The 26,236-nt window shown below is 45.1% G+C and carries 21 protein-coding genes, 4 tRNA genes and 2 pseudogenes; 21 read left to right on the top strand and 6 right to left on the bottom strand.

Going from position 1 to position 26,236, the window contains the following annotated elements:
- Positions 1–139: 139 nt before the first annotated feature.
- From AC08OG_RS02970 to AC08OG_RS02995, 6 genes and pseudogenes are all read left to right on the top strand, one after another.
- On the top strand, positions 140–937 hold the full coding sequence (locus tag AC08OG_RS02970; protein WP_292356305.1) for an ABC transporter substrate-binding protein: 798 nt from the start codon (positions 140–142) through the stop codon (positions 935–937).
- Positions 938–965: 28 nt separating this feature from the next.
- Positions 966–1,922, top strand: a complete 957-nt coding sequence (locus AC08OG_RS02975) for a PQQ-dependent catabolism-associated beta-propeller protein (RefSeq protein WP_292356307.1) — start codon at positions 966–968, stop codon at positions 1,920–1,922.
- Positions 1,923–2,046: 124 nt separating this feature from the next.
- Complete coding sequence (locus AC08OG_RS02980) at positions 2,047–2,559, top strand: hypothetical protein (protein WP_292356308.1); 513 nt, start codon at positions 2,047–2,049, stop codon at positions 2,557–2,559.
- Positions 2,560–3,915, top strand: a complete 1,356-nt coding sequence (gene mpl, locus AC08OG_RS02985) for a UDP-N-acetylmuramate:L-alanyl-gamma-D-glutamyl-meso-diaminopimelate ligase (protein WP_292356310.1) — start codon at positions 2,560–2,562, stop codon at positions 3,913–3,915.
- Positions 3,908–4,516, top strand: coding sequence for a UbiX family flavin prenyltransferase (locus AC08OG_RS02990; protein ID WP_292356312.1), 609 nt, complete (start codon positions 3,908–3,910; stop codon positions 4,514–4,516). The genes mpl and AC08OG_RS02990 overlap by 8 nt, the downstream gene beginning before the upstream one ends.
- A gap of 105 nt (positions 4,517–4,621) precedes the next feature.
- Positions 4,622–6,255, top strand: a pseudogene (locus tag AC08OG_RS02995) (formate--tetrahydrofolate ligase).
- On the opposite strand, the gene ubiB reads toward AC08OG_RS02995, so the two are convergent.
- Genes ubiB through hslV form a run of 6 tightly spaced genes read right to left on the bottom strand, consistent with a single transcriptional unit; the run spans position 6,256 to position 11,527 of the window.
- Complete coding sequence (gene ubiB / locus AC08OG_RS03000) at positions 6,256–7,923, bottom strand: ubiquinone biosynthesis regulatory protein kinase UbiB (RefSeq protein ID WP_292356315.1); 1,668 nt, start codon at positions 7,921–7,923, stop codon at positions 6,256–6,258.
- On the bottom strand, positions 7,920–8,522 hold the full coding sequence (locus AC08OG_RS03005; RefSeq protein ID WP_292356317.1) for a ubiquinone biosynthesis accessory factor UbiJ: 603 nt from the start codon (positions 8,520–8,522) through the stop codon (positions 7,920–7,922). Before AC08OG_RS03005 ends, ubiB begins: the two co-directional genes overlap by 4 nt.
- A 3-nt stretch (positions 8,523–8,525) precedes the next feature.
- Positions 8,526–9,272, bottom strand: coding sequence for a bifunctional demethylmenaquinone methyltransferase/2-methoxy-6-polyprenyl-1,4-benzoquinol methylase UbiE (gene ubiE / locus AC08OG_RS03010; protein WP_318988379.1), 747 nt, complete (start codon positions 9,270–9,272; stop codon positions 8,526–8,528).
- Positions 9,273–9,279: 7 nt separating this feature from the next.
- Positions 9,280–9,645, bottom strand: a complete 366-nt coding sequence (locus AC08OG_RS03015) for a gamma-butyrobetaine hydroxylase family protein (protein ID WP_292356319.1) — start codon at positions 9,643–9,645, stop codon at positions 9,280–9,282.
- An 8-nt stretch (positions 9,646–9,653) separates the two neighbouring features.
- Positions 9,654–10,982 (bottom strand): ATP-dependent protease ATPase subunit HslU, encoded by a 1,329-nt coding sequence (gene hslU / locus AC08OG_RS03020; protein WP_292400770.1) that lies wholly within the window; start codon positions 10,980–10,982, stop codon positions 9,654–9,656.
- Complete coding sequence (hslV, locus tag AC08OG_RS03025) at positions 10,982–11,527, bottom strand: ATP-dependent protease subunit HslV (protein ID WP_014707506.1); 546 nt, start codon at positions 11,525–11,527, stop codon at positions 10,982–10,984. The genes hslU and hslV overlap by 1 nt, the downstream gene beginning before the upstream one ends.
- Before the next feature lie 168 nt (positions 11,528–11,695).
- Between hslV and AC08OG_RS03030 the strand changes: the two genes are divergently transcribed.
- From AC08OG_RS03030 to rpsG, 15 genes and pseudogenes are all read left to right on the top strand, one after another.
- Positions 11,696–11,779, top strand: a tRNA-Tyr gene (locus AC08OG_RS03030).
- A gap of 24 nt (positions 11,780–11,803) precedes the next feature.
- Positions 11,804–11,877 (top strand) — tRNA-Gly (locus tag AC08OG_RS03035).
- Positions 11,878–11,896: 19 nt separating this feature from the next.
- Positions 11,897–11,972, top strand: a tRNA-Thr gene (locus tag AC08OG_RS03040).
- Between the two features lie 80 nt (positions 11,973–12,052).
- A complete protein-coding gene (gene tuf, locus AC08OG_RS03045) occupies positions 12,053–13,243 on the top strand; it encodes an elongation factor Tu (RefSeq protein WP_292400745.1) in 1,191 nt (396 codons plus the stop codon).
- 55 nt (positions 13,244–13,298) lie between these two features.
- Positions 13,299–13,374: transfer RNA gene (locus tag AC08OG_RS03050), tRNA-Trp, on the top strand.
- Between the two features lie 37 nt (positions 13,375–13,411).
- Complete coding sequence (gene secE / locus AC08OG_RS03055) at positions 13,412–13,750, top strand: preprotein translocase subunit SecE (RefSeq protein ID WP_014707505.1); 339 nt, start codon at positions 13,412–13,414, stop codon at positions 13,748–13,750.
- 13 nt (positions 13,751–13,763) lie between these two features.
- Positions 13,764–14,297 (top strand): transcription termination/antitermination protein NusG, encoded by a 534-nt coding sequence (nusG, locus tag AC08OG_RS03060; protein WP_292412562.1) that lies wholly within the window; start codon positions 13,764–13,766, stop codon positions 14,295–14,297.
- Between the two features lie 75 nt (positions 14,298–14,372).
- Positions 14,373–14,807 carry a 50S ribosomal protein L11 gene (gene rplK / locus AC08OG_RS03065; RefSeq protein ID WP_014707503.1) on the top strand — a complete coding sequence of 145 codons (435 nt, stop codon included), beginning with the start codon at positions 14,373–14,375 and terminating at the stop codon, positions 14,805–14,807.
- Positions 14,807–15,499: a 50S ribosomal protein L1 gene (rplA, locus tag AC08OG_RS03070; protein ID WP_292412561.1), complete on the top strand. Its 693-nt coding sequence runs from the start codon at positions 14,807–14,809 to the stop codon at positions 15,497–15,499. The genes rplK and rplA overlap by 1 nt, the downstream gene beginning before the upstream one ends.
- Before the next feature lie 210 nt (positions 15,500–15,709).
- On the top strand, positions 15,710–16,237 hold the full coding sequence (gene rplJ / locus AC08OG_RS03075; RefSeq protein ID WP_014707501.1) for a 50S ribosomal protein L10: 528 nt from the start codon (positions 15,710–15,712) through the stop codon (positions 16,235–16,237).
- A gap of 58 nt (positions 16,238–16,295) precedes the next feature.
- Complete coding sequence (rplL, locus tag AC08OG_RS03080; protein ID WP_292400760.1) at positions 16,296–16,670, top strand: 50S ribosomal protein L7/L12; 375 nt, start codon at positions 16,296–16,298, stop codon at positions 16,668–16,670.
- A gap of 169 nt (positions 16,671–16,839) precedes the next feature.
- Positions 16,840–20,916: a DNA-directed RNA polymerase subunit beta gene (gene rpoB / locus AC08OG_RS03085; RefSeq protein WP_292400757.1), complete on the top strand. Its 4,077-nt coding sequence runs from the start codon at positions 16,840–16,842 to the stop codon at positions 20,914–20,916.
- Positions 20,917–20,970: 54 nt separating this feature from the next.
- Positions 20,971–25,163: pseudogene (gene rpoC, locus AC08OG_RS03090) on the top strand (DNA-directed RNA polymerase subunit beta').
- A 152-nt stretch (positions 25,164–25,315) separates the two neighbouring features.
- On the top strand, positions 25,316–25,690 hold the full coding sequence (gene rpsL / locus AC08OG_RS03095) for a 30S ribosomal protein S12 (RefSeq protein WP_007144668.1): 375 nt from the start codon (positions 25,316–25,318) through the stop codon (positions 25,688–25,690).
- Positions 25,691–25,736: 46 nt separating this feature from the next.
- The gene (gene rpsG, locus AC08OG_RS03100) at positions 25,737–26,207 is read left to right on the top strand and encodes a 30S ribosomal protein S7 (RefSeq protein WP_292400751.1); all 471 of its coding nucleotides are present in this window, start codon (positions 25,737–25,739) and stop codon (positions 26,205–26,207) included.
- Positions 26,208–26,236: the final 29 nt, after the last annotated feature.

The following is a 26,236-nucleotide window of genomic DNA, read 5'->3' on the forward strand; positions in this document are numbered from 1 at the left end:
AACTAATTGATTATAAAAATAATGATGTTTTGCAGCAGTGCAGTTAGGATAATTTCCTGAAAGGTTGAGGATTTTCCTGATGGTCAAGGATCTCTAAGTACGTATCTTTGAAAGGGTTTTATAAAGGAAGGAGAAATGAATGTATCACCTAAAAAAATATGGATTGTTCCTGTTTTTTATCTGGCCACAATGGCTGATGGCAGATGAAATTGAGGTCACCATGCATTATGTTGGACCCACTGAAGGACAAGTCTGGCTTGGCGTGCAACAGGGACTTCAGGAAGCCAATCTTCAGGGAGGGTTCCTGGGACAAAAATACCAAATAGAAGTCGTGGAGCCTGATGCACTGGAAACAACTGAGATTGAAACGGTGCTGTTGTTAGCGACAGATGACGATTACATAATGAAAGTGGCTCAATCAGAACAGTTTGCTGCAATACCGGTGATAAATCTTATTTCACGCTCGGATGAGTTACGTGAATCCTGTCTGCCGAATCTATTTCATATCACGCCAAGTGATGAAATGCGTGCTGATGCTCTAGCGCAGTGGCAGGAAAAGAATCCGGATAAGCCTGCAAATGTACAAAGCTGGCACGAAGATTTTGTAAAGTTTGCTGCTAGCCAGTTAAACAACCGGTTTAAAAAATCTCAAGGTGAGGCAATGACGGACCAGGCATGGGCTGGCTGGGCTGGAACCAAAATGATTGCAGACTCAGTGGTGCAAACCATGCAGTATGATGCAGAGTTTATGTTGAATCATCTTAAAACGGACCTGGTGTTTGATGGACAAAAAGGCGATAACGCTAATTTCCGTGAGAATGGGCAGTTACGACAAATTCTATTGTTAGTAGATAACGATAATAAAATTGTTGCTGAAGCGCCGTTACGTGGTTTTAAAGGTGGCTTGGATAGTCTTGGTAAAGTTACCTGCAAATAAAATTAAAAAATACTATGGAGAACGCTGAATGAAATTTAAAACACTTTTGTTAAGTTCACTGATTCTGGCGAGTACCGCCGCATTGGCTGAACCTACTCATCGCTTGTTTGCCACCAATGAAAAAGATAATACGGTAAGTGTGATTGATTCCCGCACCAATAAAGTTGAAACGACAATTGATATAGGGCAACGGCCTCGGGGTATTGGTCTGTCGCCTGATCAAACCATGCTGTATGTCGCTATCAGTGAAGATAATGCCATTGCTGTAGTTGATGTAAAAACGTTGGAAGTTATCAAAACCCTGGATGCAGGTGATGATCCTGAAACATTTGGGGTTAATCCGGTGAGCGGTCATATTGTGATTTCGAATGAAGATGATGGCGAGGCGACCTTCCTTGATCCTAAATCAGGTGAAAAGCTGGCAGTGGTTCAGGTCGGTATTGAACCCGAGGGTGTAGCAGTATCTCCAACCGGTAAATATGCTTTGGTCACCAGTGAATCAAGCAATATGGTGCATATTATTGAAACAACTAAATACGAAGCAGTGGCACATCTTGTTGTAGGCGCACGTCCAAGAGGCTTGGCTTTTAACAGTAATGGCAGTCTGGCTTATGCCACCAGCGAAATTGGCAATGAAGTTGCCATTATCGATATGGAAACACTGAAAGTAATCAAGAAATCAGGTATTGATGTAGATAACTCAAAGCCGATGGATATCAAAGTCAGTCCTGATGATAAAATGCTTTATGTCACCACAGGACGTGGTAATTCGGTAGCATTTCTCGATGCGGAGACTTTGGAATTAAAAGGTAATGTTCCTGTTGGCAAACGTGTCTGGGGCTTGGATCTATCGAAAGACGGTTCGATGATTTACACTGCTGACGGGGTGGATGGCACTGTTTCAGTTGTAGATACTGCTAAGCAGGAGCGTATTAAAACCATCGAAGTCGGCTCCTTCCCATGGGGTGTTGCTCTGGACGACTGAGTATAAAACATAACTAAAATTAAACCCGGCAGCGTTATGCGTTGCCGGGTTTTTTTATGATTAAAAATATAAAAGAGACAAGAAAAATTTTGTGAACTATTGCTGACGCGCTATGATGCCGCACATGAAAGTTATACTGCGCTTAATCGACATTTGTCTGTTCCGTTCAGGACCAGATAGCCTTCCGGCTAATAATCAACTGATGCAATTGCTCTTGTTGATATATTTTATTGTCAGCGTATCGGTCAACCAAATTGATATGTCATTCCGAATCAGTCTATGGATTGGTTTAACAGATGTGATCGTATTAACGACTCTTCTTTATGGACTGCTTCGCCTGAACCACTTTTTGCCGCGTTACCAACAGTCATTAATGGCATTGGCCGGCACCGGCAGTCTGTTGGGTCTGTTAGCCATGCCACTGCTATGGGCCTTTCATCAGTACGCTGAACAATCAGATACAGCAAATTTCATCTTGTTTGCACTGATGTTGGTGATGTTATGGAGTTTGATGGTCACCGCACATATCATACGCCGCAGTATTGAAACATCAGCACCTAAGGCGGTTGCTTTAACGGTTTTATACGTAGTGCTGGCGATTGTTATTAATGGCCTTGTCATGTCCGGAGTAGCCTGAATGCATATCCATATTTTAGGCATCTGCGGTACCTTTATGGGGGGACTGGCTTTACTGGCTCGTGAACGTGGTTTCGATGTTTCCGGTTCTGATGCCAATGTTTACCCGCCAATGAGCGATCAATTAGCCGCCGCAGGAATCGACGTCATGCAGGGGTATTTGCCGGAGCATTTGCAACCGGCTCCCGATATGGTGGTTATGGGTAATGCGATGTCTCGTGGCAATCCTGCCGTAGAATATGTGCTGAACCGTAATTTACCTTATATCTCCGGACCACAATGGTTGGCAGAAAACATTCTGCTTAATCGGTGGGTGCTAGCGGTATCCGGGACTCACGGTAAAACCACGACCAGCAGTATGCTGGCCTGGATTCTGGAATATGCAGGTATGCAACCTGGTTTTTTGATCGGTGGAGTACCCGGTAATTTTGGTCAGTCTGCTGCGATTGGAAATACCCCTTTCTTTGTGATCGAAGCCGATGAATATGACACGGCATTTTTTGATAAACGCAGCAAATTTATTCATTACCACCCGCGTACTTTAGTCATTAATAATCTGGAATTTGATCACGCTGATATCTTTGCTGATCTGGCTGCCATTCAAACGCAGTTTCATCATTTAATTCGTACTGTTCCGGCTGAAGGTTTGGTGATTACGCCGCACGCTATCCCTGCAATAGAACAGACGCTGGAGCGTGGCTGCTGGACACCAAGACAAACCTTGAATGATGTACAGGCTGACTGGCAATTAGCTGAAACGGCAGAAGATGGACATAGCTTTACGGTGCAACACAACCAAAATACCGGCAAAGTGGATTGGTCTTTACTTGGTCAGCATAATGTTAATAATGCCCTGGCAGCTATTGCGGCCGCGCATCATGTTGGTGTGACTGTGGAGCATGCCTGTGAAGCATTGAACCAGTTTAAAGGTGTTAAGCGTCGCCTTGAGCTACGAGGTGAATGTCGGGGAATCAAAGTATATGATGATTTTGCCCATCATCCCACGGCGATTGCTACCACCTTGCAAGGGTTAAGGGCCAACATAGGTCAACAGCGATTGATTGCCGTATTGGAACCGCGTTCCAATACGATGAAAATGGGCGTGCATGAGCATACCTTAGCTGCATCACTAAACGCGGCTGATATGGTCATTCTCTATCAGGATCCACAGTTAACCTGGTCGTTAGATAACATTCAGCAACAACTCGGCGATGGCTCGGTACTGCTTCGAAACATTGATGATGTCGTCGAGCAATTGGTTAATCAAAGTAAATCAGGCGACCATATTGTGGTGATGAGCAATGGCGGTTTTGGCGGCATTCATCAAAAAATCCTGGATGCGTTGAACAATGACTGATTCAAAACAAGTTGCGCTGGCCATTACCGGTGCATCGGGTGCTCCCTATGCCAAACGTTTACTAGAGCAGTTGTTGTTGCAGGGAATCACCGTGCATCTGATGATTTCTGCTGCTGGTCGAATTGTATTAGCCGATGAGCTGGACTGGAAACTACCGTCACGTGCAGCAGATGCCACTAAAGTACTGGAAAAACAATTTAGTTGCCAGGCCGGACAGATAAAACTGTATGGCGAGCAGCAATGGTCATCGCCACTTGCCAGCGGATCGCATTCAGTGCCCACGATGATTGTCTGCCCGTGTACCATGGGAACCTTGTCGGCCATTGCCTGTGGCGGCAGCGATAATCTGATTAATCGTGCCGCTGATGTAATGATTAAAGAGCAACGTAAATTGATCGTTGTCCCCCGTGAGGCTCCTTTTTCGCCCATCCATTTGGAGAATATGCTGAAACTCTCCCGGCTGGGTGTTTGTATTATGCCGCCTAATCCCGGTTTTTATTTCCGACCGCAGACACTTGAAGACGTTGTCGATTTCGTGGTGGCCAGAATTCTCGATCAAGCCTCCATAAAACATCAATTGATGCCACGCTGGGGCGAGTAATTATCGGCCAAGATACTGAGCCATATACTAACTCGCGTATAATGCCCGCAGAGTCAAAATTCGGATAATAGCATGTCAGATATTGAAATCGCCCAACAGGCAACAATGCAGAATATAACGGATATCGCCACGCAAAAATTAGGATTGCAGGTGGATGATCTGGATAGCTATGGACGTTATAAAGCCAAGGTTTCTCTGCAGGTAATGGATGATCTGGCGACAAAACCAGATGGCAAATTGATTCTGGTTACAGCCATTAGCCCGACTCCTGCCGGTGAGGGTAAAACCACCACGACTATTGGTCTCAGTGATGCGTTGAACCGCATTGGCAAAAAAGCCACCGTCTGTGTTCGCGAACCCTCAATGGGTCCTTGCTTTGGGTTAAAAGGAGGAGCTGCCGGTGGCGGTTATTCGCAGGTAGTTCCAATGGAAGATATCAATCTGCACTTTACCGGTGATCTTCATGCGATCGCAGCAGCACATAACCTGTTAGCAGCAATGATTGATAATCATATTCACCATGGCAATAGCCTGCAGCTGGATACCCGTAAAATTACCTGGCAGCGGGTTGTGGATATGAATGACCGGGCCTTACGTCAGATCACGATAGGGATGGGGGGCCTGCAAATGGCTTTGTTCGCGAGGATCGCTTTGATATTGTGGTCGCCTCAGAAGTCATGGCAATATTTTGTCTGGCAGCGTCATTAACCGAGTTAAAACAAAGGCTTGGTGATATTCTGATTGGATATTCAATTGATGGCACACCAAGATATGCCAATGATCTAAACGCTCAGGGTGCTATGACAGCTTTACTTAAAGAAGCCATTAAACCGAATCTGGTGCAGACTCTGGAAAATAATCCTGCGTTTGTTCATGGTGGGCCTTTTGCCAATATTGCGCATGGCTGCAATTCGGTTATCGCGACCAAAATGGCATTAAAGCTTAGCGATTATGTGGTGACTGAAGCTGGCTTTGGTGCTGACTTGGGGGCGGAAAAATTTCTTAATATTAAATGTCGGAAAGCCGGTATTCGTCCTGATCTTGCGGTAGTTGTCGCGACGGTTAAGGCATTGAAATACCATGGCGGTGTTAATGTACCGGATTTGGCTGCTGAGAATCTAACGGCGCTTGAATCGGGACTAACCAATCTGCGTAAGCATTTACATAATTTACAAAACGAGTTTGGTCTGGAATGCGTGGTAGCAATAAATCACTTTATTCAGGACAGTGATGCGGAAGTTGCGTTGATTAAGGATGCTGTTGAGTCCATGGGGGCAACTGCCATTTTAGCCCGTCATTGGGCTGAAGGTGGAGCGGGAGCCGAGTTATTAGCTCAGACGGTAGTTGAAAAGTTACAGCAACCTGGAAAATGTAAATTGCTGTATAGCGACAGCGAGACGTTATGGGAAAAAATTAATGCTGTCGCCATGCGGTTGTATGGGGCAAATGAGGTGATCGCTGATAAAAAAGTAATGAAAAAACTCGGCGAATTTCAATCATTGCATGGAGATTTACCGGTATGCATGGCAAAAACGCCTTACTCATTCAGTAGTGACCCTGGTTTACGCGGAGCCCCAGAGCAGCACACTCTGACCATTCGTGATGTTCGTTTGTCGAGAGGTGCAGGATTTATAGTCGTGCTTTGCGGTGATGTGATGACCATGCCCGGCCTGCCGAAAATTCCTGCAGCAGAACGCATTGATATTGATGATAAAGGTGTTATCAGTGGCTTGTTCTGATTAGCCGGAACGCCGCAGACTGAAATAAAGCATTAAGCCACCCCAAAGTCCCAGAACCCAACTAAGTACGGGCATGCCAGCCAGCATATTGGCTGAATAGCCATCCAGACCTTTGATAATAGCTGCACCCACAATAAAGGCGGCGCCACTGACGGCTGTGGCCGTACGGTAGCTGGAATGGCGTACTTCCTGACGGATCTTGTCCAAATCCTTAGACGATAATTGCATATGCAATTGACCCGCTTGAGCTTGTTTGGTCAGGTCATGCAGCATTCGGGGCAAGGTCGGTAATGTCTCTGCCCAGGTTGGTACTTCTTTCTGCAGTGATTTAACGGCCGCCTGCCAACCCAGCTTTTCTTTCATCCATTGTTCCAGAATTGGCTTGGCGGTTTGCCATAAATCCAGGTCGGGATACAGGTCACGTCCCAAACCTTCAATGTTCAGCAGTGTTTTTTGTAGTAAAACCAGTTGCGGCTGGATCTGCATATTAAAGCGTCGGGCAGTTTGGAAAAGTCTTAACAATAACTGCCCAAATGAAATTTCTTTCAGTGGACGGGCAAAAATAGGCTCGCAAACACTGCGAATAGCCGATTCAAATTCATCCATTCGGGTTTCTGCCGGTACCCATCCGGATTGGATATGAAGCTCAGCAACACGGCGATAATCATGATTGAAAAATGCCAGAAAGTTCTCAGCCAGATAACGTTGATCATCCGGCGACAGCGTACCCATAATGCCAAAATCAATGGCGATATAACGCGGCAATTGTGGATTGCTGACATCGACCAGAATATTGCCCGGATGCATATCGGCATGAAAGAAGCTGTGTCTGAAGACCTGGGTGAAGAAAATTTCCACACCGATTGTCGCCAGCAGTTCTAAATCGATATTATGTTGTTTTAATAACGCTATATTGCTGATTGGTGCGCCAAATACCCGTTCCTGTACTAACAGGTTCGGTCTGGTCAGTGACCAGTAAACTTCCGGAACGTACAACAACCTTTCATCAGCAAAATGCCGTTTCAATTGCGATGCTGAGGCTGCTTCACGCAGCATATCTAACTCATCAAACAGGTTTTTTTCCAGCTCAGCAACCACCTCACGGGGACGCAGGCGTTTGCCTTCTGACCAGTATTTTTCAGCCAGGCCGGCAAGGGTATAAAGCAGGTCAACATCGCGACGAATTACTTTCTCAATTCCCGGGCGTACCAGTTTGAGAATGACCTGTTTACCATCAGTTAAGGTCGCGGCATGTACCTGCGCGATTGATGCAGAGGCCAATGGTTCAGCTTCAATATGACTGAAAATACGTTCCGGTTCGCCTTCTTCATAAGCAGCATGGATTAGAGCTAACGCCACATCATTAGGGAAGGGCGCAACCTGATCCTGCAGTTTTGCCAATGAATCGGCGATATCTTCAGGTAATAAATCTCGGCGGGTAGACAGGATTTGACCAAACTTGACAAAAATCGGTCCTAAATCCTGCAACGCGAGACGAATTCGCTCCCCTCTGGGCAAGTCAGCTTTATGACGCCAGCGATAGGGTGAAAACCAGCTGAGGAAACGATAAGGCCGGAAAAAGTGTATGGCCAGAATCAATTCGTCGAGACGATGGCGACCAAGCACATGATTTATTTGCAATAAACGTCCGAACTGACTGAGCTTCATGTTTTTTTCTCGATAAGGTTTTGCAGTCTTTTTATTCGGGCTTCCAGTCGTTCGGTATCGGCACGAAGCAGATCCACATTTTGCATAAACCGCTCTGTTTGCGATTTATCCGGCAAATACTGACTTTCTTCTCGTAGATATTCGGCCAAACTTTGCTCAAATTCTGAGCGATTGTAATTTAACCAGTCAAAACCACGTCGAAGTCTCTGAGCCAGCGGATAAGCCAAGGTATCACCGGTAACTCTGGCAAGTTGTTGCTCCCAGTCGAAATCAAAGTGTTGCTGCCAGTCCTGTAACTGTTTGGCAAACTGGACATCTCCACGGATTTGAATCTGATTGGAAAACAAGCTGTCCGGTTGCTGTACTAGTTTCAGCAAGGCAAAGCTATCTGCTTTGATCATTAAATCCGCGACATGTTCTTCGGCTGCTTCTAGCAGAATCCGATCATCGGTAAATCTGACGATAACGGCAATATTCAGATTGGTAATATCAATTCGAATACTACGATTGGCAAAATGCTGAAGCTTTTCATGACTTTCCATATCAAAACGCAAAGCATGATTTAGTGCTATTTCAAGCGACTTTAACAATAAACTCATGATTTAAAATTTATAACCACTATGCAACGCCACAATGCCCGCAGACATATTGATGAAGTCAACGCGTTCAAAACCGGCATCTTCCATCATTTTTTTAAGGCTGGACTGATCCGGGTGCATGCGAATCGATTCAGCCAGATAGCGATAACTTTCAGCATCATTGGTAAACAGTTTGCCCAACGCCGGTAATACTTTGAACGAGTAGGTATCGTAGAGTGGAGTTAACCAGCTGACAGGTTGGGAAAACTCCAGAATCATTAATTTTCCGCCTGGTTTAAGTACCCGCAACATTGAAGCAAGCGCTTTGTCTTTGTCCGTGACATTGCGCAGACCAAAAGCAATGGTGATACAGTCAAATGTATTATCAGGAAAAGGCAACGCTTCAGCATTGGCCTGAACATATTCAATATTACCGGCTTTACCTAGATCGGTAAGCCGATCACGACCAACATTCAGCATGGAGGCATTAATATCTGCCAACACCACTTTACCGGTTGGCCCAACCATATCGGCGAACTTTGCCGTCAGATCACCCGTTCCACCGGCAATATCCAGGACTTTGGCACCGCGGCGCACATTACTGTTATGTAAAGTAAAACGTTTCCAAAGCCGATGAATCCCTATTGACATCAAATCATTCATTAAATCGTATCGACCGGCGACAGAATGAAATACCTCGGCGACATGTTTAGCTTTTTCCTCAGTAGGAACTTGCTTGAAGCCAAAATGGGTAGTGTTGTTGTCTTCCATAATTCCCTCAGGCGTCTTGTTGACGCTCGTATCCTTCAGCCATTAATTTTTCCAGATAGGTTTGCCAGTATTCATCTTGATTAATCGAGAGTTCATAAAGATATTCCCAGCTGAACAGACCGCTGTCATGACCATCATCGAAATAAATTTTGATGGCATAATGGCCAACTGGTTCAATATTACTGATGCCCACTTTTTCTTTTTGCACCTGAAGCACTTCTTGACCTGGACCATGCCCCTGGACTTCGGCAGAAGGGGAGTGCACTCGCAGGAATTCTGCTGATAGCAAATAATGGTCAACCCCGTAGACTAGTTCCAGTTTACGGGAATGCTTATGTAGTTGAATTTCGCTTGGCAATGGTGCCTGGCTCATAAAAGTCCTTAAAGAATATAGCGTGACAAATCTTCGTCCTGCACCAGCTCTGACAGCTGTTGACTGACATAATCTTCATCAATGATAAATTTTTGTTGAGATTCTTCACCCGCTTCATAGGAAATATCTTCCAACAACCTTTCCAGCAGGGTATGCAGACGACGGGCACCAATATTCTCGGTCTTTTCATTTACTTGCCAGGCAAGCTCGGCGATACGTTTGATACCATCAGCTGTAAAACTCAAATCAACAGATTCAGTACCCATTAAAGCTGAGTATTGTTCAGTAAGCGAGGCATCCGGTTCGGTCAGAATTCTGACAAAATCTTCTGTTGTCAGCGCATTGAGCTCGACTCTGATGGGTAAACGACCCTGCAATTCCGGGATCAAGTCTGAAGGCTTGCTCAAATGAAAAGCACCAGAGGCAATAAACAGAATATGATCCGTTTTCAACATGCCATATTTGGTTGAAACCGTACTGCCTTCCACCAAAGGTAATAAATCACGTTGCACACCTGCGCGTGAGACATCGGCACCACTGCCGGCGCCTTCACCACGATGAGTAATCTTGTCTATTTCATCGAGAAAAACGATGCCATTTTGTTCGACACGGTTAATAACCTCAGCTTTTAAATCTTCTTCGTTAATCAGCTTGGCAGCTTCTTCTTCACTGATTAAACGCATAGCTTTGGCCACGGTCAGTTTTCGGGTTGACTTGCGTTGGTTACCCATACTTTGGAACATATCCTGTAACTGGCTGGTGAGTTCCTCCATTCCCGGTGGTGTCATGATTTCAACACCCATCTGATGTTGTGCCAGTTCCAGTTCAATTTCCCGATCATCAAGTTTGCCTTCACGCAGCATTTTGCGGAATTTTTGTCGGGTATTTGATTCTTCTTCGGTCAATGTGCCGCGGGCAGGTGTCAGCAATGAATCAAGAATACGTTCTTCTGCCGCATCAATGGCAAGCGGTTTGGCATCATTAATGGCAGTTTCACGCAACATTTTCATCGCGCTTTCGGCTAGATCACGAATAATTGATTCAACATCACGACCGACATAACCGACCTCGGTAAATTTAGTCGCTTCAACTTTAATAAATGGAGCGTTTACCAAGGAAGCCAGTCTTCTGGCGATTTCAGTTTTACCCACACCGGTTGGACCAATCATCAAGATATTTTTAGGCGTCACTTCTTGTTGTAAAGTCGCATCAAGCTGTTGTCGACGCCAACGATTACGTAAGGCGATCGCAACGGCTTTTTTGGCTTCGTGCTGTCCGATAATGTGTTTATCTAATTCGTGAACAATTTGTTTTGGCGTTAGTGATTGATTCATCATTATTTGTTGTAATCCAAAGTTTCTATAGTGAGGTTGTGATTAGTATAGATGCAGATATCAGCAGCGATATTCAAGCCTTTCTCAACGATCTCACTGGCAGATAAATCAGTGTTTTGCAGTAAAGCTGTTGCAGCAGCCTGGGCGAATGGACCACCTGAGCCAATGGCAATTAAGCCGTGTTCAGGCTCGATGACGTCACCATTACCCGAGATGATTAAAGATGCTTCGGCATCTGCAACTGCCAGCAGAGCTTCGAGGCGGCGCATCATTCTATCCGTACGCCAGTCTTTAGCCAGTTCAAGAGCACTACGAGTCAGGTTGCCTTGATGTTTTTCAAGTTTAGCTTCGAAACGTTCAAATAATGTAAAGGCATCTGCGGTGCCACCAGCAAATCCGGCAATCACTTTATTATGATAAAGACGCCTTACTTTGCGGGCATTGCCTTTCATAATGGTGTTGCCAAGGCTGACTTGGCCGTCACCACCAATGACTACCTGGCCGTCACGACGATAGGACAGGATCGTGGTGCCACGGTATTGCTCCATAAAAAACTCCAGTTATTAATTAGAAAAACAGCGATGCAGTATACTATGGTGTCACTTCTGATGCCGATTCCAAATCGGTTTTACTCAGCAATTTGATGCTTTTTAATTTAAAAGTGAGATAGTGGTTGACAGCGAGCGGGTATTTCCGGAAAATGCGACCTCTTTAGTGGAGGGGTTCCCGAGCGGCCAAAGGGATCAGACTGTAAATCTGACGGTTCTACCTTCGGAGGTTCGAATCCTCCCCCTCCACCATTTGTTTAAAGAGTTTACTATTTTGCGGGTGTAGTTCAATGGTAGAACTCCAGCCTTCCAAGCTGACTATGTGGGTTCGATTCCCATCACCCGCTCCATTTTAGTTTGGAAGATATGGCCCGCATAGCTCAGTCGGTAGAGCGCATCCATGGTAAGGATGAGGTCATCAGTTCGATTCTGATTGCGGGCTCCATTATTTCGATTTGATTGGGCAGGGAGTACCTTGCCTGTTTTTGATTTTAACAATTAAAAAAGTTTGGCGGGGAGACTGGCATGTCTAAGGCAAAATTTGAACGTACAAAACCCCACGTAAACGTGGGCACCATAGGTCACGTTGACCATGGTAAAACGACACTGACAGCTGCGATTACCAAAGTAATGGCAGAAGCATCAGGTGGCGAATTCAAAAATTACGCGGATATTGATAACGCACCGGAAGAAAGAGAGCGCGGCATTACGATTGCGACAGCGCACGTAGAATACGAAACACCGAATCGTCATTACGCCCACGTAGACTGCCCAGGCCATGCTGACTATGTCAAAAACATGATTACTGGTGCGGCGCAGATGGATGGCGCAATTCTGGTGGTTAACGCAGCAGACGGTCCGATGCCACAAACACGTGAGCACATTTTGCTGTCACGTCAGGTTGGTGTTCCATACATCATTGTTTACCTGAACAAAGCAGACATGGTTGATGATGCTGAGCTGATTGAACTGGTTGAAATGGAAGTACGTGAATTATTGGATTCATATGACTTCCCAGGTGATGACACCCCGATTATTGTTGGTTCAGCACTGAAAGCATTGGAAGGCGACACCAGCGAAATTGGTGCTCCTTCAATTATTCGTCTGACAGAAGCGATGGACGAATACTTCCCAGAGCCGAAACGTGCGATTGATGGTGCATTCTTAATGCCTATCGAAGACGTCTTCTCTATCTCTGGTCGTGGTACGGTTGTAACCGGTCGTGTAGAGCGCGGTATTGTCAAAGTTGGCGACGAACTAGAAATCGTTGGTATCAAAGACACCCAGAAAACCACCTGTACAGGTGTTGAAATGTTCCGCAAGCTGCTGGACCAAGGTCAAGCAGGCGATAACGTTGGTGTGTTGTTACGTGGTACCAAACGTGAAGACGTTGACCGTGGACAGGTACTGGCTCACCCGGGCACCATCAAGCCACATACAAAATTTGAAGCGGAAGTGTATATTTTGTCGAAAGACGAAGGTGGTCGTCATACACCATTTTTCAATGGTTACCGTCCACAGTTTTATTTCCGTACAACCGACGTCACAGGCGCATGTGAATTACCATCTGGTGTAGAAATGGTTATGCCTGGTGATAACGTCAAGATGGACGTAACTTTAATCAATCCGATTGCGATGGAAGAAGGTTTACGTTTTGCTATTCGTGAAGGCGGCCGCACCGTTGGTGCTGGAGTCGTCAGTAAGATCGTCGAATAGTATATAATGCTTATGGCTGAGCACATGGGTGCTCAGCCGAATGGGAGCATATGTTAGGCCAGTAGCTCAATTGGCAGAGCGACGGTCTCCAAAACCGTAGGTTGGGGGTTCGATTCCCTCCTGGCCTGCCATTTTTGTTTTCATCAAGATGGATAAATAACAAAAACAATGGCAGATAAACTCAAATTAATAGTCGCAGCCGCCTTAATGGTCGCTGCGATTGCTTTGTTTTATACCTACTCTGAGTATTCAACATTGCTGCGTGTGCTTGGCCTCCTTGCGGTGGCTGCACTTTCCTTGTTTATTGTATCTCGCGCAGCTGTGGGTGCAACAGTGTTATCATATATAGGTGATACTCAGGTAGAAGTGAGAAAAGTTGTCTGGCCAACCCGGCAGGAAACTTTACAAACGACCCTGGTAGTTATCGTAATGGTTATTGTTGTTGCCATCATGTTGTGGGGATATGACTCACTATTAGGTTGGGCCGTTCGCGCGCTGACTTTATAAAGCTGGATGTGAAATGAGTAAACGCTGGTACGTAATACAAGCCTATTCCGGCTACGAAGGACAAGTTAAACGTTCTTTAGAAGAACGTGTAGCCCGTATGGGACTGGAAGAAAAATTCGGTGACATTCTCGTTCCTACTGAAGAAGTTGTGGAAATGCGTGAAGGTCAAAAACGCCGTAGTGAACGTAAGTTCTTTCCAGGCTATGTGCTTGTGAATATGGAAATGGATGACGAAACTTGGCATGTTGTGAATGATCTGCCACGGGTCTTACGTTTTATTGGTGGTACAGGTGATCGCCCAGCACCTATCTCCGATAAAGAAGCAGAACAAATTCTGCAACGTGTTCAGGAAGGTGTCGAAAGTCCTCGTCCGAAAGTTCTGTTTGAACCTGGCGAAGTAGTACGCGTCACAGACGGACCGTTTAATGACTTCACCGGTGTTGTCGAAGAAGTCAACTATGAGAAAAGCAGATTGCGTGTTGAGGTAGTTATTTTTGGTCGCTCAACACCTGTCGAACTTGAATTCAGCCAAGTCGCCAAAGGCTAGGCTAGAAAAAGCCCAGTTTCTACTGGATTGTTATTGGGGAGCCGTAAGGCGTTAGTACCCGTTTAGGAGTTAATAATGGCTAAAAAGATAACAGCCTATATCAAGCTGCAGGTTGCAGCTGGTCAGGCAAACCCAAGTCCTCCTGTTGGTCCTGCATTGGGTCAGCATGGTGTGAACATCATGGAATTCTGTAAAGCGTTTAACGCAAAAACACAAAATCTGGAACCAGGCTTGCCTACACCAGTTGTGATTACAGTGTTTAATGATAAAAGTTTTACGTTTATTACTAAAACACCACCGGCTTCTGTTTTACTGAAAAAAGCAGCCAACCTGAAAAGTGGTAGTGCCCGCCCGAATACCGACAAAGTCGGAACTGTAACCCGCGCTCAATTGGAAGAAATTGCCAATACCAAAATGCCGGATCTTTCAGCTGCTGACTTAGATGCCGCTGTTAGAACAATTGCCGGTACTGCGCGTAGTATGGGTTTGAATACAGAAGGGGTTGAATAATGGCTGCTCTTGGAAAAAGAAGTCGCGCTATTCGCGAAAAGCTGACTGCCGGTAAACTGTTTGAACTTGATGAAGCGTTAAGTTTTGTAAAAGATAATGCATCAGCCAAATTTGTTGAGTCTATTGATGTCTCAATCAATCTGGGTGTTGACCCACGTAAATCGGATCAGGTTGTACGTAGTTCAACTGTATTACCAAACGGCACAGGTAAAACGGTACGTGTTGCTGTTTTTGCCCAAGGTGCTAATGCTGATGCAGCGAAAGATGCCGGCGCTGATATTGTTGGTTTCGAAGATTTAGCTGAATCAATTAAAGCCGGTAACATGGATTTTGATGTCGTTATCGCTTCGCCAGATGCAATGCGCATCGTTGGTACTTTAGGTCAAGTGCTGGGTCCACGTGGACTGATGCCTAACCCTAAAGTCGGAACGGTTACGCCAAATGTCGCTGAAGCGGTTAAGAATGCTAAATCAGGACAGGTTCGTTACCGTACTGATAAAGCCGGTATCATCCATTGTGCAATCGGTAATGCAGGATTTGAAGTTGAAGCTTTACGTCAAAACCTGCTTGCCTTACTGGACGATCTGAATAAACTGAAACCGAGCTCTGCTAAAGGTGTTTATATCAAACGCATCAGTGTTTCAAGCACCATGGGTGCAGGTGTTCCAGTAGATAAATCATTCCTGGCTTAATCAGGAAAAAGAATTGGACCGCCCAGTGATTTCACTGGGTCGTCTAAGACCGCAGGCATGAAAATTTAATAGACATTAGTCTGCCTGCGCAGACGGGTTCAGCTACAGAAGTTTCTGAGGTTGAATGCCGTGAAGGTGGAAGTGGCAACACTTCTTTTGTTAGCAACACACGCTACTTGATTGTGAGTAGTGAACCTAAGGAGGTCTTAGGTGGCTTTAAATCTCGAAGGTAAAAAGGCCGTCGTTGCTGAGGTCGCTGAAATTGCATCATCCGCGTTTTCTGCTGTAGCAGCAGAATATCGTGGTTTGACTGTTTCAGAAATGACAGCGTTGCGACTCGCAGCGCGTGAGCAAAATGTTTATTTACGTGTAGTACGTAATACATTAGCTCGCCGTGCTGTTGAAGGTACAGATTTCGCCTGCATGCAGGAAGGAATGACTGGACCTTTGGTATTCGGATTTTCTATGGAAGATCCAGGTGCCGTTGCACGCGTCATGGCTGATTTTGCTAAAGACAACAAAAAACTCGAAGTCAAAATGGTTTCATTAGGTGGCAAGCTTTTACCTGCTTCCGACTTAGACCGTTTGGCGAAAATGCCTACCAAAGATCAAGCTATCAGCATGTTCATGGGTACGCTTAAAGCACCAATCGAAAAATTTGTTCGTACTTTGCAAGCGCCTACCAGCAAAATGGTTCGCACATTTGCGGCCGTTCGCGACGCAAAACAAGCTGCTTAATCCATTTTGGATAAGTAACTTATTATTTAATTCTGTAAGCTTGAAATAGGAAAATATCATGGCTGTATCTAAAGACGATATCTTGGAAGCGATTTCCAATATGACTGTTGTTGAGATCGTAGATCTGATCGAAGCAATGGAAGAAAAATTTGGCGTAACTGCCGCTGCTCCTGTTGCCGCTGCTGCTGCCGCTGCTCCAGCTGCCGCTGCTGCTGAAGAACAATCAGAGTTCAACGTTGTAATGACTAGCTTTGGCGAAAACAAAGTTGGCGTTATCAAAGTTGTTCGTGCATTGACCGGTCTGGGCTTGAAAGAAGCTAAAGACATGGTAGAAGGCGTTCCAGCAACTGTTAAAGAAGGCGTTGAAAAAGCAGAAGCTGAAGACGTTCTGAAACAATTGAAAGAAGCTGGTGCGACTGCTGAACTTAAGTAAGCACACCTACAATCGTGGTCAGTTTACTGCCACGAAAAAGAAAATGGCTGGTGACTTTAGTCACCGGCCTTTTTCCGTTGCAGGCCGATCGACATTCGGCCACCTACAATATATGACCCTACCTGCATTTCTGTTAAAAGAAAGCAGGTGTTTCTTCGAGGTGTAATACATGGCTTATACGTTTACCGAGAAAAAACGGATTCGTAAAGATTTTGGCAAGCGTCCAAGTGTCTTGACCGTTCCAAACTTACTGGCAACTCAGGTCAACTCATATCAGGATTTCCTGCAAATGGTCGTCCCTGCTGATGAACGCAGTGCAATGGGTTTGCACGCAGCCTTTGACTCAGTGTTCCCGATTAAAAGTCACACGGGTATGGCGGAATTGCAATACGTCAGCTACCGTCTCGGAACGCCAGCGTTTGACGTCAAGGAATGTCAACTACGTGGTGTGACATATGCTGCACCTCTTAGAGTTAAAATGCGTCTGGTTATTTATGACAAAGACGCCCCTGCAAAGTCCAAGGTAGTCAAGGACATTAAAGAGCAGGAAGTTTACATGGGTGAAATCCCATTAATGACGGAAAAAGGTAACTTTGTCATTAATGGAACAGAGCGTGTAATCGTTTCACAATTACACCGCTCCCCAGGTGTGTTTTTTGATAGTGATAAAGGGAAAACTCATTCATCGGGCAAGATTCTTTATAACGCTCGTGTCATTCCTTACCGTGGTTCATGGTTGGATTTCGAGTTTGACCCTAAAGATGCTGTATTTGTCCGTATCGATCGTCGTCGTAAATTACCGGCGTCGATTCTGTTGCGTGCGTTGGAATACAGCAACCAGGAAATCCTGGAAATCTTTTTCGAGAACGATGTCTTCACCCGTAAAGGTGATGGCTTTGAATTAGCTTTACAACCACAGCGTCTGCGTGGCCAATCTGTACCCTTTGATATCATCGGTTCTGATGGAGAAGTGCTTGTAGAAGCCGAACGTCAGATTACTGGTCGTCACATCCGCCAGATGGAAAAAGCTTCAATGAACACACTGGCTGTGCCAGCAACTTATCTGGTCGGCAAAGTGATCGCCAAGGACATAGTTGATCCAGCTACCGGTGAGCTATTAGCAAATGCTAATGATGAAATCACCAGTGATCTGCTGGAAGTTTTTGAACGCTTTGGTATTGATGTGATTGATACCATTTATGCCAATGATCTGGACCATGGTCCTTACATGTCTGACACATTGCGTCTTGATGAAACTCGCAGTGCGTTAGAAGCAAAAGTTGAAATTTACCGGATGATGCGTCCTGGTGAACCACCAACGGAAGATGCGGCACAAAACTTATTTACCAGCCTGTTTTTCAGTCAGGATCGTTACGATCTGTCGAATGTCGGTCGGATGAAATTCAACCGGCGTCTGGGTCGTGAAGAACTGGATGGGGAAGGCATCCTTTCTAAAGAAGATATTGTTGCAGTATTGGAAGAACTGATCGGTATCCGTAATGGTTTTGGTGTGGTCGATGATATTGACCACCTTGGAAATCGTCGGGTACGTAGTGTTGGTGAAATGGCAGAAAACCAATTCCGTGTTGGTTTGGTTCGTGTTGAACGTGCAGTTCGTGAACGTTTAAGCATTGCCGAATCTGAAGGGTTGATGCCACAGCAATTAATCAACGCTAAACCCGTTGCTGCAGCGATTAAAGAATTCTTTGGTTCAAGCCAGTTATCGCAGTTTATGGATCAAAATAATCCATTATCTGAAGTAACCCATAAGCGTCGTGTATCAGCGTTAGGACCTGGTGGTCTGACACGTGAGCGGGCAGGTTTCGAAGTTCGTGACGTTCATCCAACCCATTACGGTCGTGTTTGCCCAATTGAAACACCTGAAGGTCCAAACATCGGTTTGATTAACTCTTTGGCTTGTTATGCCAGAACCAATCGTTACGGGTTTATCGAAACACCTTACCGTAAAGTCATTGATGGTAAAGCAACAGATGAAATCGTTTATTTGTCTGCAATTGATGAAGGTGAATACCGTATTGCACAGGCAACTATCAATCTGAATGATGATTATTCAATTGCCGACAATATGGTTCCCTGTCGTCATAAAAATGAATTCTCATTAATGCCATCAGAGCAGGTGCAGTTGATGGACGTCTCACCACGTCAGGTTGTATCAGTTGCTGCCTCATTGATTCCATTTCTGGAACATGATGATGCTAACCGTGCCTTGATGGGTTCAAACATGCAACGTCAGGCAGTACCGACATTGCGTGCTGATAAACCATTAGTTGGTACCGGTATGGAGCGCGTAGTTGCTCAGGATTCCGGCGTTATGGTGTCAGCCAAACGTGGCGGTGAAGTGGATTCTGTCGATGCAAGCCGGATTGTTATCCGGGTAAATGATGATGAAACGGAAGACAACGAATCAGGTGTTGATATCTATAACCTGATCAAATATGCCCGTTCAAATCAAAGCACCACGATAAACCAACGCCCGATCGTCAAGCCTGGTGATATTGTTGCCAAAGGCGATGTTCTGGCAGATGGTCCTTCAACTGACAAAGGTGAGTTGGCGCTGGGACAAAATATGCTGGTTGCCTTTATGCCGTGGAATGGTTACAACTTCGAAGATTCGATTTTGTTATCAGAACGTGTTGTTGAAGAAGATCGTTTTACCACTATTCATATTCAGGAACTGAATTGTCTGGCGCGTGATACCAAGTTAGGGACTGAAGAAGTAACGGGTGATATTCCCAACGTCAGTGAAAGTGCTCTGGCAAAACTGGATGAGTCAGGCATTGTATATGTTGGTGCTGAAGTTAAGCCTGGCGATATTCTGGTCGGTAAAGTTACACCTAAAGGTGAAACACAATTAACACCTGAAGAAAAACTGCTAAGAGCGATCTTTGGTGAAAAGGCTGCTGACGTTAAAGACTCTTCTTTACGAGTACCTTCAGGTACTTACGGTACAGTCGTTGATGTACAGGTTTTCACTCGTGATGGTGTTGAAAAAGATGAACGTACCCGTCAGATCGAAAAAGCTGAACTTGAAAAAGTCTGGGCAGATTTAAAAGATCAACATCGTATTATGGTCGATGACGTATTTGCCCGTCTGGAACGTAACTTGTCAGGAAAAGTCGCAGATAAAGCGCCTGGTCTGAAGAAAGGTGACAAAATCACCAAGGCATATCTGAAAACACTTGAGAAATCTCAGTGGTATGACATTCAGATGGCTTCAGATGAACTGAACGCAATGCTTGAATCTACTGCCAACCAAATCAAGCAATATCGTAATGATATGGATGAAGCTTTCCAAATCAAGAAAGATAAGCTGACCTCAGGTCATGATCTGGCGCCAGGCGTTCAACGTATGGTTAAAGTGTTTCTGGCTGTTAAACGTCGTATCCAGCCTGGTGATAAATTGGCTGGTCGTCATGGTAACAAAGGTGTTATTTCAAATATCGTCCCGGTTGAAGATATGCCTTATACCCAGGATGGTCGTCCGGTTGACATCGTTCTGAATCCGCTTGGTGTTCCATCACGTATGAATATCGGTCAGATCCTGGAAGTTCATCTTGGTTGGGCTGCAAAAGGTCTGGGCTATAAGATCGAAGAAATGCTTCAGCAACAACGAGATATTGCAGAACTGAGAGAATTCTTGGGTAAGATCTATAACACCAGCGGTAAAAAAGAAGATTTGGATTCATTAAATGATGAAGAAATCATTGAACTAGCCGGCAATCTGCAAGCTGGTGTGCCGATGGCAACACCAGTATTTGACGGTGCTGACGAAGGCGAAATTAAAGCGATGCTAGAGTTGGCTGGCTTACCTGCAACAGGCCAGGCCAAGCTGATAGATGGTCGTACGGGTGAAACATTCCACCGACCGGTCACTATTGGTTACATGCATATCCTCAAACTGAATCACTTGGTTGATGACAAGATGCATGCTCGTTCAACTGGTCCTTACAGCCTTGTCACGCAACAGCCGTTGGGTGGTAAAGCGCAGTTTGGTGGTCAGCGCTTTGGTGAGATGGAGGTTTGGGCACTGCAAGCATATGGTGCTGCTTATACACTTCAGGAAATGCTGACAGTCAAATCAGATGATGTTAACGGCCGGACCAAGATTTATAAAAACATCGTTGATGGTGATTATCGGATGGATGCAGGTATGCCTGAATCCTTCAAAGTATTAACACGTGAGATTCGCTCACTGGGTATTGATGTCGACCTGGTTGAAGAGTAAGAACGCAAACCGATAATCAGGACATATGTCGTTTAACGACAGCGGAGAAAAAATATGAAAGATTTGCTTAACATGTTAAAGCAACAAACCCAGCCAGAAGAATTTGATGCGATTCGCATCGGTCTGGCATCACCAAAAATGGTGCGTTCCTGGTCGTTTGGTGAAGTTAAAAAACCGGAAACTATTAACTACCGTACCTTTAAGCCAGAACGTGAAGGTTTATTCTGTTGCAAGATTTTTGGTCCGGTTAAAGACTACGAATGTTTGTGTGGTAAGTACAAACGCCTGAAACATCGTGGTGTAATTTGTGAGAAGTGTGGCGTTGAAGTCACTGTGGCCAAAGTACGTCGTGAACGTATGGGTCACATTGAACTTGCCAGTCCGGTAGCACACATCTGGTTCCTGAAATCTCTGCCATCACGGATTTCACTGTTCCTGGATATGACACTTCGTGATATCGAACGTGTTTTGTATTTTGAAGCGTTTATCGTTGTTGATCCAGGCATGACCCCTTTGGAAAGAGGTCAATTACTTTCTGATGAAATGTTCATGCAAGCTGTTGAAGAATACGGCGATGAATTTGATGCCCGTATGGGTGCCGAAGCGGTACAGGAACTGTTAAGAAGTATCGATCTTACGAAAGAAGTTGATGTTATCCGAGATCAAATCGAAGGCACCAACTCCGAAACCAAGATTAAGAAGCTGACCAAACGTCTGAAATTGATGGAAGCCTTCCTGGATTCAGGTAATAAACCTGAATGGATGGTCATGGAAGTATTACCGGTATTACCACCTGACCTGCGCCCTTTGGTTCCATTGGATGGTGGTCGTTTTGCGACTTCAGATCTGAATGATCTGTACCGTCGAGTAATCAACCGTAACAATCGTCTGAAACGCCTGTTGGACCTGAATGCTCCAGATATCATTGTGCGTAATGAAAAACGGATGTTGCAGGAATCTGTCGATGCACTGTTGGATAACGGTCGTCGTGGTCGTGCGATTACCGGTACCAACCGTATGCCGTTGAAATCGCTGGCCGATATGATCAAAGGTAAACAAGGTCGTTTCCGTCAAAACTTGCTCGGTAAACGTGTCGATTATTCCGGTCGTTCAGTTATCGTTGTCGGGCCATACCTGAAACTGCATCAATGTGGTTTACCAAAAAAATGGCTCTTGAACTGTTCAAACCATTTATTTACGGCAAACTGGAACGTAGTGGTCAGGCCACAACGATTAAAGCGGCCAAAAAAATGGTCGAACGTGAAGGTCCGGAAGTCTGGGATATTCTTGAAGATGTTATTCGTGAGCATCCGGTTCTACTGAACCGTGCGCCTACACTGCATCGTCTTGGTATTCAAGCGTTTGAACCTTTATTGATTGAAGGTAAAGCCATTCAGTTGCACCCACTGGTCTGTGCGGCATATAACGCCGACTTTGACGGTGACCAAATGGCTGTTCACGTACCATTGTCTTTAGAAGCGCAACTTGAAGCACGTTCGTTGATGATGGCGACAAATAACATATTGTCACCAGCAAACGGCGAGCCAATCATTATCCCTTCACAGGACGTTGTACTGGGTCTGTATTACATGACTCGTTCTTTAGTCAATGAAAAGGGTGAGGGAAGTCGCTTTGCGGATATCTCAGAGCTGAGACGTGCTTATGATAATAAAGCGGTTTCATTGCATGCGAAAGTGATGGTCCGAATCGACGAAACAGATGTCACATTACCTGAGCCTGAACAAAATCGTACTATCCGTATTGAAACAACCGTAGGTCGTGCAATGCTGTTTAGTATTGTGCCAAAAGGTCTGCCTTTTGCCGTTGTTGATCGCACCATGACGAAGAAAGCTATTGGTGATCTGATCAACACTTGCTACCGTCGTTTAGGTTTAAAAGATACTGTTATTTTTGCAGATCAACTGATGTATCTGGGCTTTAACCAGGCCACTATGTCAGGTGCGTCTGTTTGTGCAGATGACATGGTGATACCAGAAGCCAAAGGCAACATTCTGGCTAAAGCTGAAGCTGAAGTGGAAGAGATTGCGACGCAATATGCTTCTGGTTTGGTTACTGATGGTGAACGTTACAACAAGATCATCGATATCTGGTCTCGTACCAACGATCAAATTGCTAAAGCAATGATGGATGGTCTGGGTACCGATACTGTTCTTGATGCCGAAGGTAATCAGGTTCAGCAACAATCAATGAACTCCATCTATATGATGGCTGATTCAGGTGCTCGTGGTAGTGCTGCACAGATTCGTCAGTTGGCGGGTATGCGTGGTCTGATGGCTAAGCCAGATGGCTCAATCATCGAAACACCAATCACGGCTAACTTCCGTGAAGGTCTCGACGTATTACAGTACTTCATCTCAACACATGGTGCTCGTAAAGGTCTTGCCGATACTGCATTGAAAACAGCTAACTCTGGTTATTTGACACGTCGTCTGGTTGACGTATCGCAGGACTTGGTTGTAATCGAAGATGATTGTGGTACCACTAACGGTATCAGCATGACACCAATCATTGAAGGTGGTGATGTTGTTGAAGCACTTGGTGAACGTGTACTGGGTCGAGTTGTTTCTGAAGATGTCCTGAACAGTGATGGCGAAGTCGTACTGCAGACAGGCCATATGATTGATGAAGGCTCTGTTACCAAACTGGAACGTGAAGGTATTGATGAAGTTATGGTTCGCAGTGCAATTACCTGCGAATCTCGCTACGGTGTTTGTGCTTCATGTTATGGCCGTGACCTTGGTCGTGGACATAAGATTAATGTTGGCGAAGCTGTTGGTGTTATTGCTGCACAATCTATCGGTGAACCAGGTACACAGTTAACCATGCGTACCTTCCACATTGGTGGTGCTGCTTCTCGTACCGCTGCAGATAATTCAGTTGTACTGAAGTTTAAAGGGCATATCCGTTACTTCAACATTAAGTCTGTAGAAAACTCAGCCGGTAAATTTATCGCTGTTTCCCGTTCTGGTGAATTGCATCTGATTGATGAAAACGGCCGTGAGCGTGAACGTTATAAGATTCCTTATGGTGCTGAAATTGCTGTAGCAGATGATGATGCAGTTGAAGCGGGACAAATTGTTGCAACATGGGATCCACATACTCACCCGGTTGTAACTGAAGTAAAAGGTCATGTACGTCTAAGCGATCTGGTTGAAGGTGTTACCGTTGATAAGCAAGTGGATGAGGTCACTGGTCTGACCAGTTTGATTATCCGTGAGCCAAAACAGCGTAGTAGTGCAGCGAAAGATATGCGTCCTATGGTTAAGCTGGTTGATGACCATGGTAATGACGTCAATATCGTGGGTACGGATATTCCGGCTCAATACTTCCTGCCAGGTGGTGCGATTGTACGTGTTACTGACGGAATGGAAGTTGAGATTGGTGACATCCTGGCGCGTATTCCTCAGGAAAGCAGTAAGACCCGTGATATTACCGGGGGTCTGCCACGTGTTGCTGACTTGTTCGAAGCACGTAAACCAAAAGATCCAGCATTGATGGCAGAAATCAGCGGTACCATTAGCTTTGGTAAAGAAACTAAAGGTAAACAGCGTTTGATTATTACGCCTAAAGAGGGCGAGCCACACGAAGAGCTGATTCCAAAATGGCGCCATGTTTCAGTGTTTGAAGGTGAGCACATTGAAAAAGGTGAAATGATTGTTGATGGACCAGAAGATCCACATGATATCTTGCGATTGAAAGGTATTCTGGCATTGGCAAACTACATGGTCAGTGAAGTTCAGGAAGTTTACCGTTTACAGGGCGTTAAGATTAACGATAAGCACATCGAAGTTATTGTTAGACAGATGTTGCGTAAAGTTGAAATCGATGCCGTGGGCGATAGCAAATTCCTTAAAGGCGAGCAGGTCGAATTTGACCGTGTGCTTGATGCTAATGATGAATTGGCTGGGCAGGATAAAATGGGTGTTCTGTTTACACCAATGCTGTTGGGTATTACCAAAGCGTCATTGGCTACAGACTCATTCATTTCAGCTGCTTCGTTCCAGGAAACAACACGTGTACTGACCGATGCCGCAGTAACCGGCAAGAGTGACAGTTTACGTGGGTTGAAAGAGAACGTAATTGTGGGTCGTTTGATACCAGCCGGTACCGGTCTGGCTTATCATAAAGAGCGTCAACGTCGCCGTCACGGTGGATCAGTGCCTAAAACTGAACCTGTAGCGGAAGTGATTGAAAATAGTGAGGAAGAAATCAACGAAGCTTCTTAAAAGAAGCCTTGACGCAATGCATTAGTGCATTGTAAAATTCCTCTTCTTTGTCGGGCATCCTTATCTGGATGCCCGCTTTTTACTGGAATGGTAATGCGAGAAGATTTAGTATCGCAGGCTACCATCAATAGATATTTGTTAAGGTTGTATTAATGGCAACAATTAATCAGTTGGTTCGTAAACCGAGATTGAAGCAAAAGAAAAAGAATAATGTTCCGGCTCTGCAGGCTTGTCCTCAACGTCGTGGTGTTTGCACTCGTGTTTACACAACAACACCTAAGAAACCAAACTCAGCGATGCGTAAAGTCGCTCGTGTACGTTTAACAAATGGTTTTGAGGTGACTTCATACATTGGTGGTGAAGGTCACAATCTGCAAGAACATAGCGTTGTATTAATTCGCGGTGGTCGTGTAAAAGATTTGCCTGGTGTGCGTTATCACACTGTGCGTGGTGCTTTGGATACCTCTGGTGTTTCTGCACGTCGTCAAGGCCGCTCTAAATATGGTGCAAAACGTCCTAAAGGTTAAATCCCTGGGAAGCACTGAGCGTAAATTAAAGTTTTAGGATATAGAAATGCCAAGAAGAAGGGTTGTTGCTAAGCGTGAAGTTCTGCCAGATCCAAAATATGCAAATATCGGGTTGGCAAAGTTCATTAACGTCATCATGAAAGATGGTAAAAAGTCGGTTGCTGAAAAAATCACTTATGGCGCACTGGCTTCAGTGTCCGAAAATAAAGGTGGTAATGGCCTGGAGATTTTCCAGAAAGCAATTGAAAATATCAGTCCTATGGTCGAAGTTAAGTCACGTCGCGTTGGTGGTGCAACTTACCAGGTACCTGTTGAAGTTCGTGCCGAACGCCGTATTGCTTTAGCAATGCGTTGGTTAGTTGATGCGGCTCGCAAACGTGGTGAAAAATCCATGGGTATGCGACTTGCTGGCGAACTTTCAGATGCATACGAAGGCAAGGGCACAGCTGTTAAGAAGAAAGAAGATACACATCGGATGGCTGAAGCGAATAAAGCTTTCTCACATTTTAGATTTTAAGTAATACCCCTTGCCTGACCAGATTCAGG

This window comes from Methylophaga sp. F7, assembly GCF_056863975.1.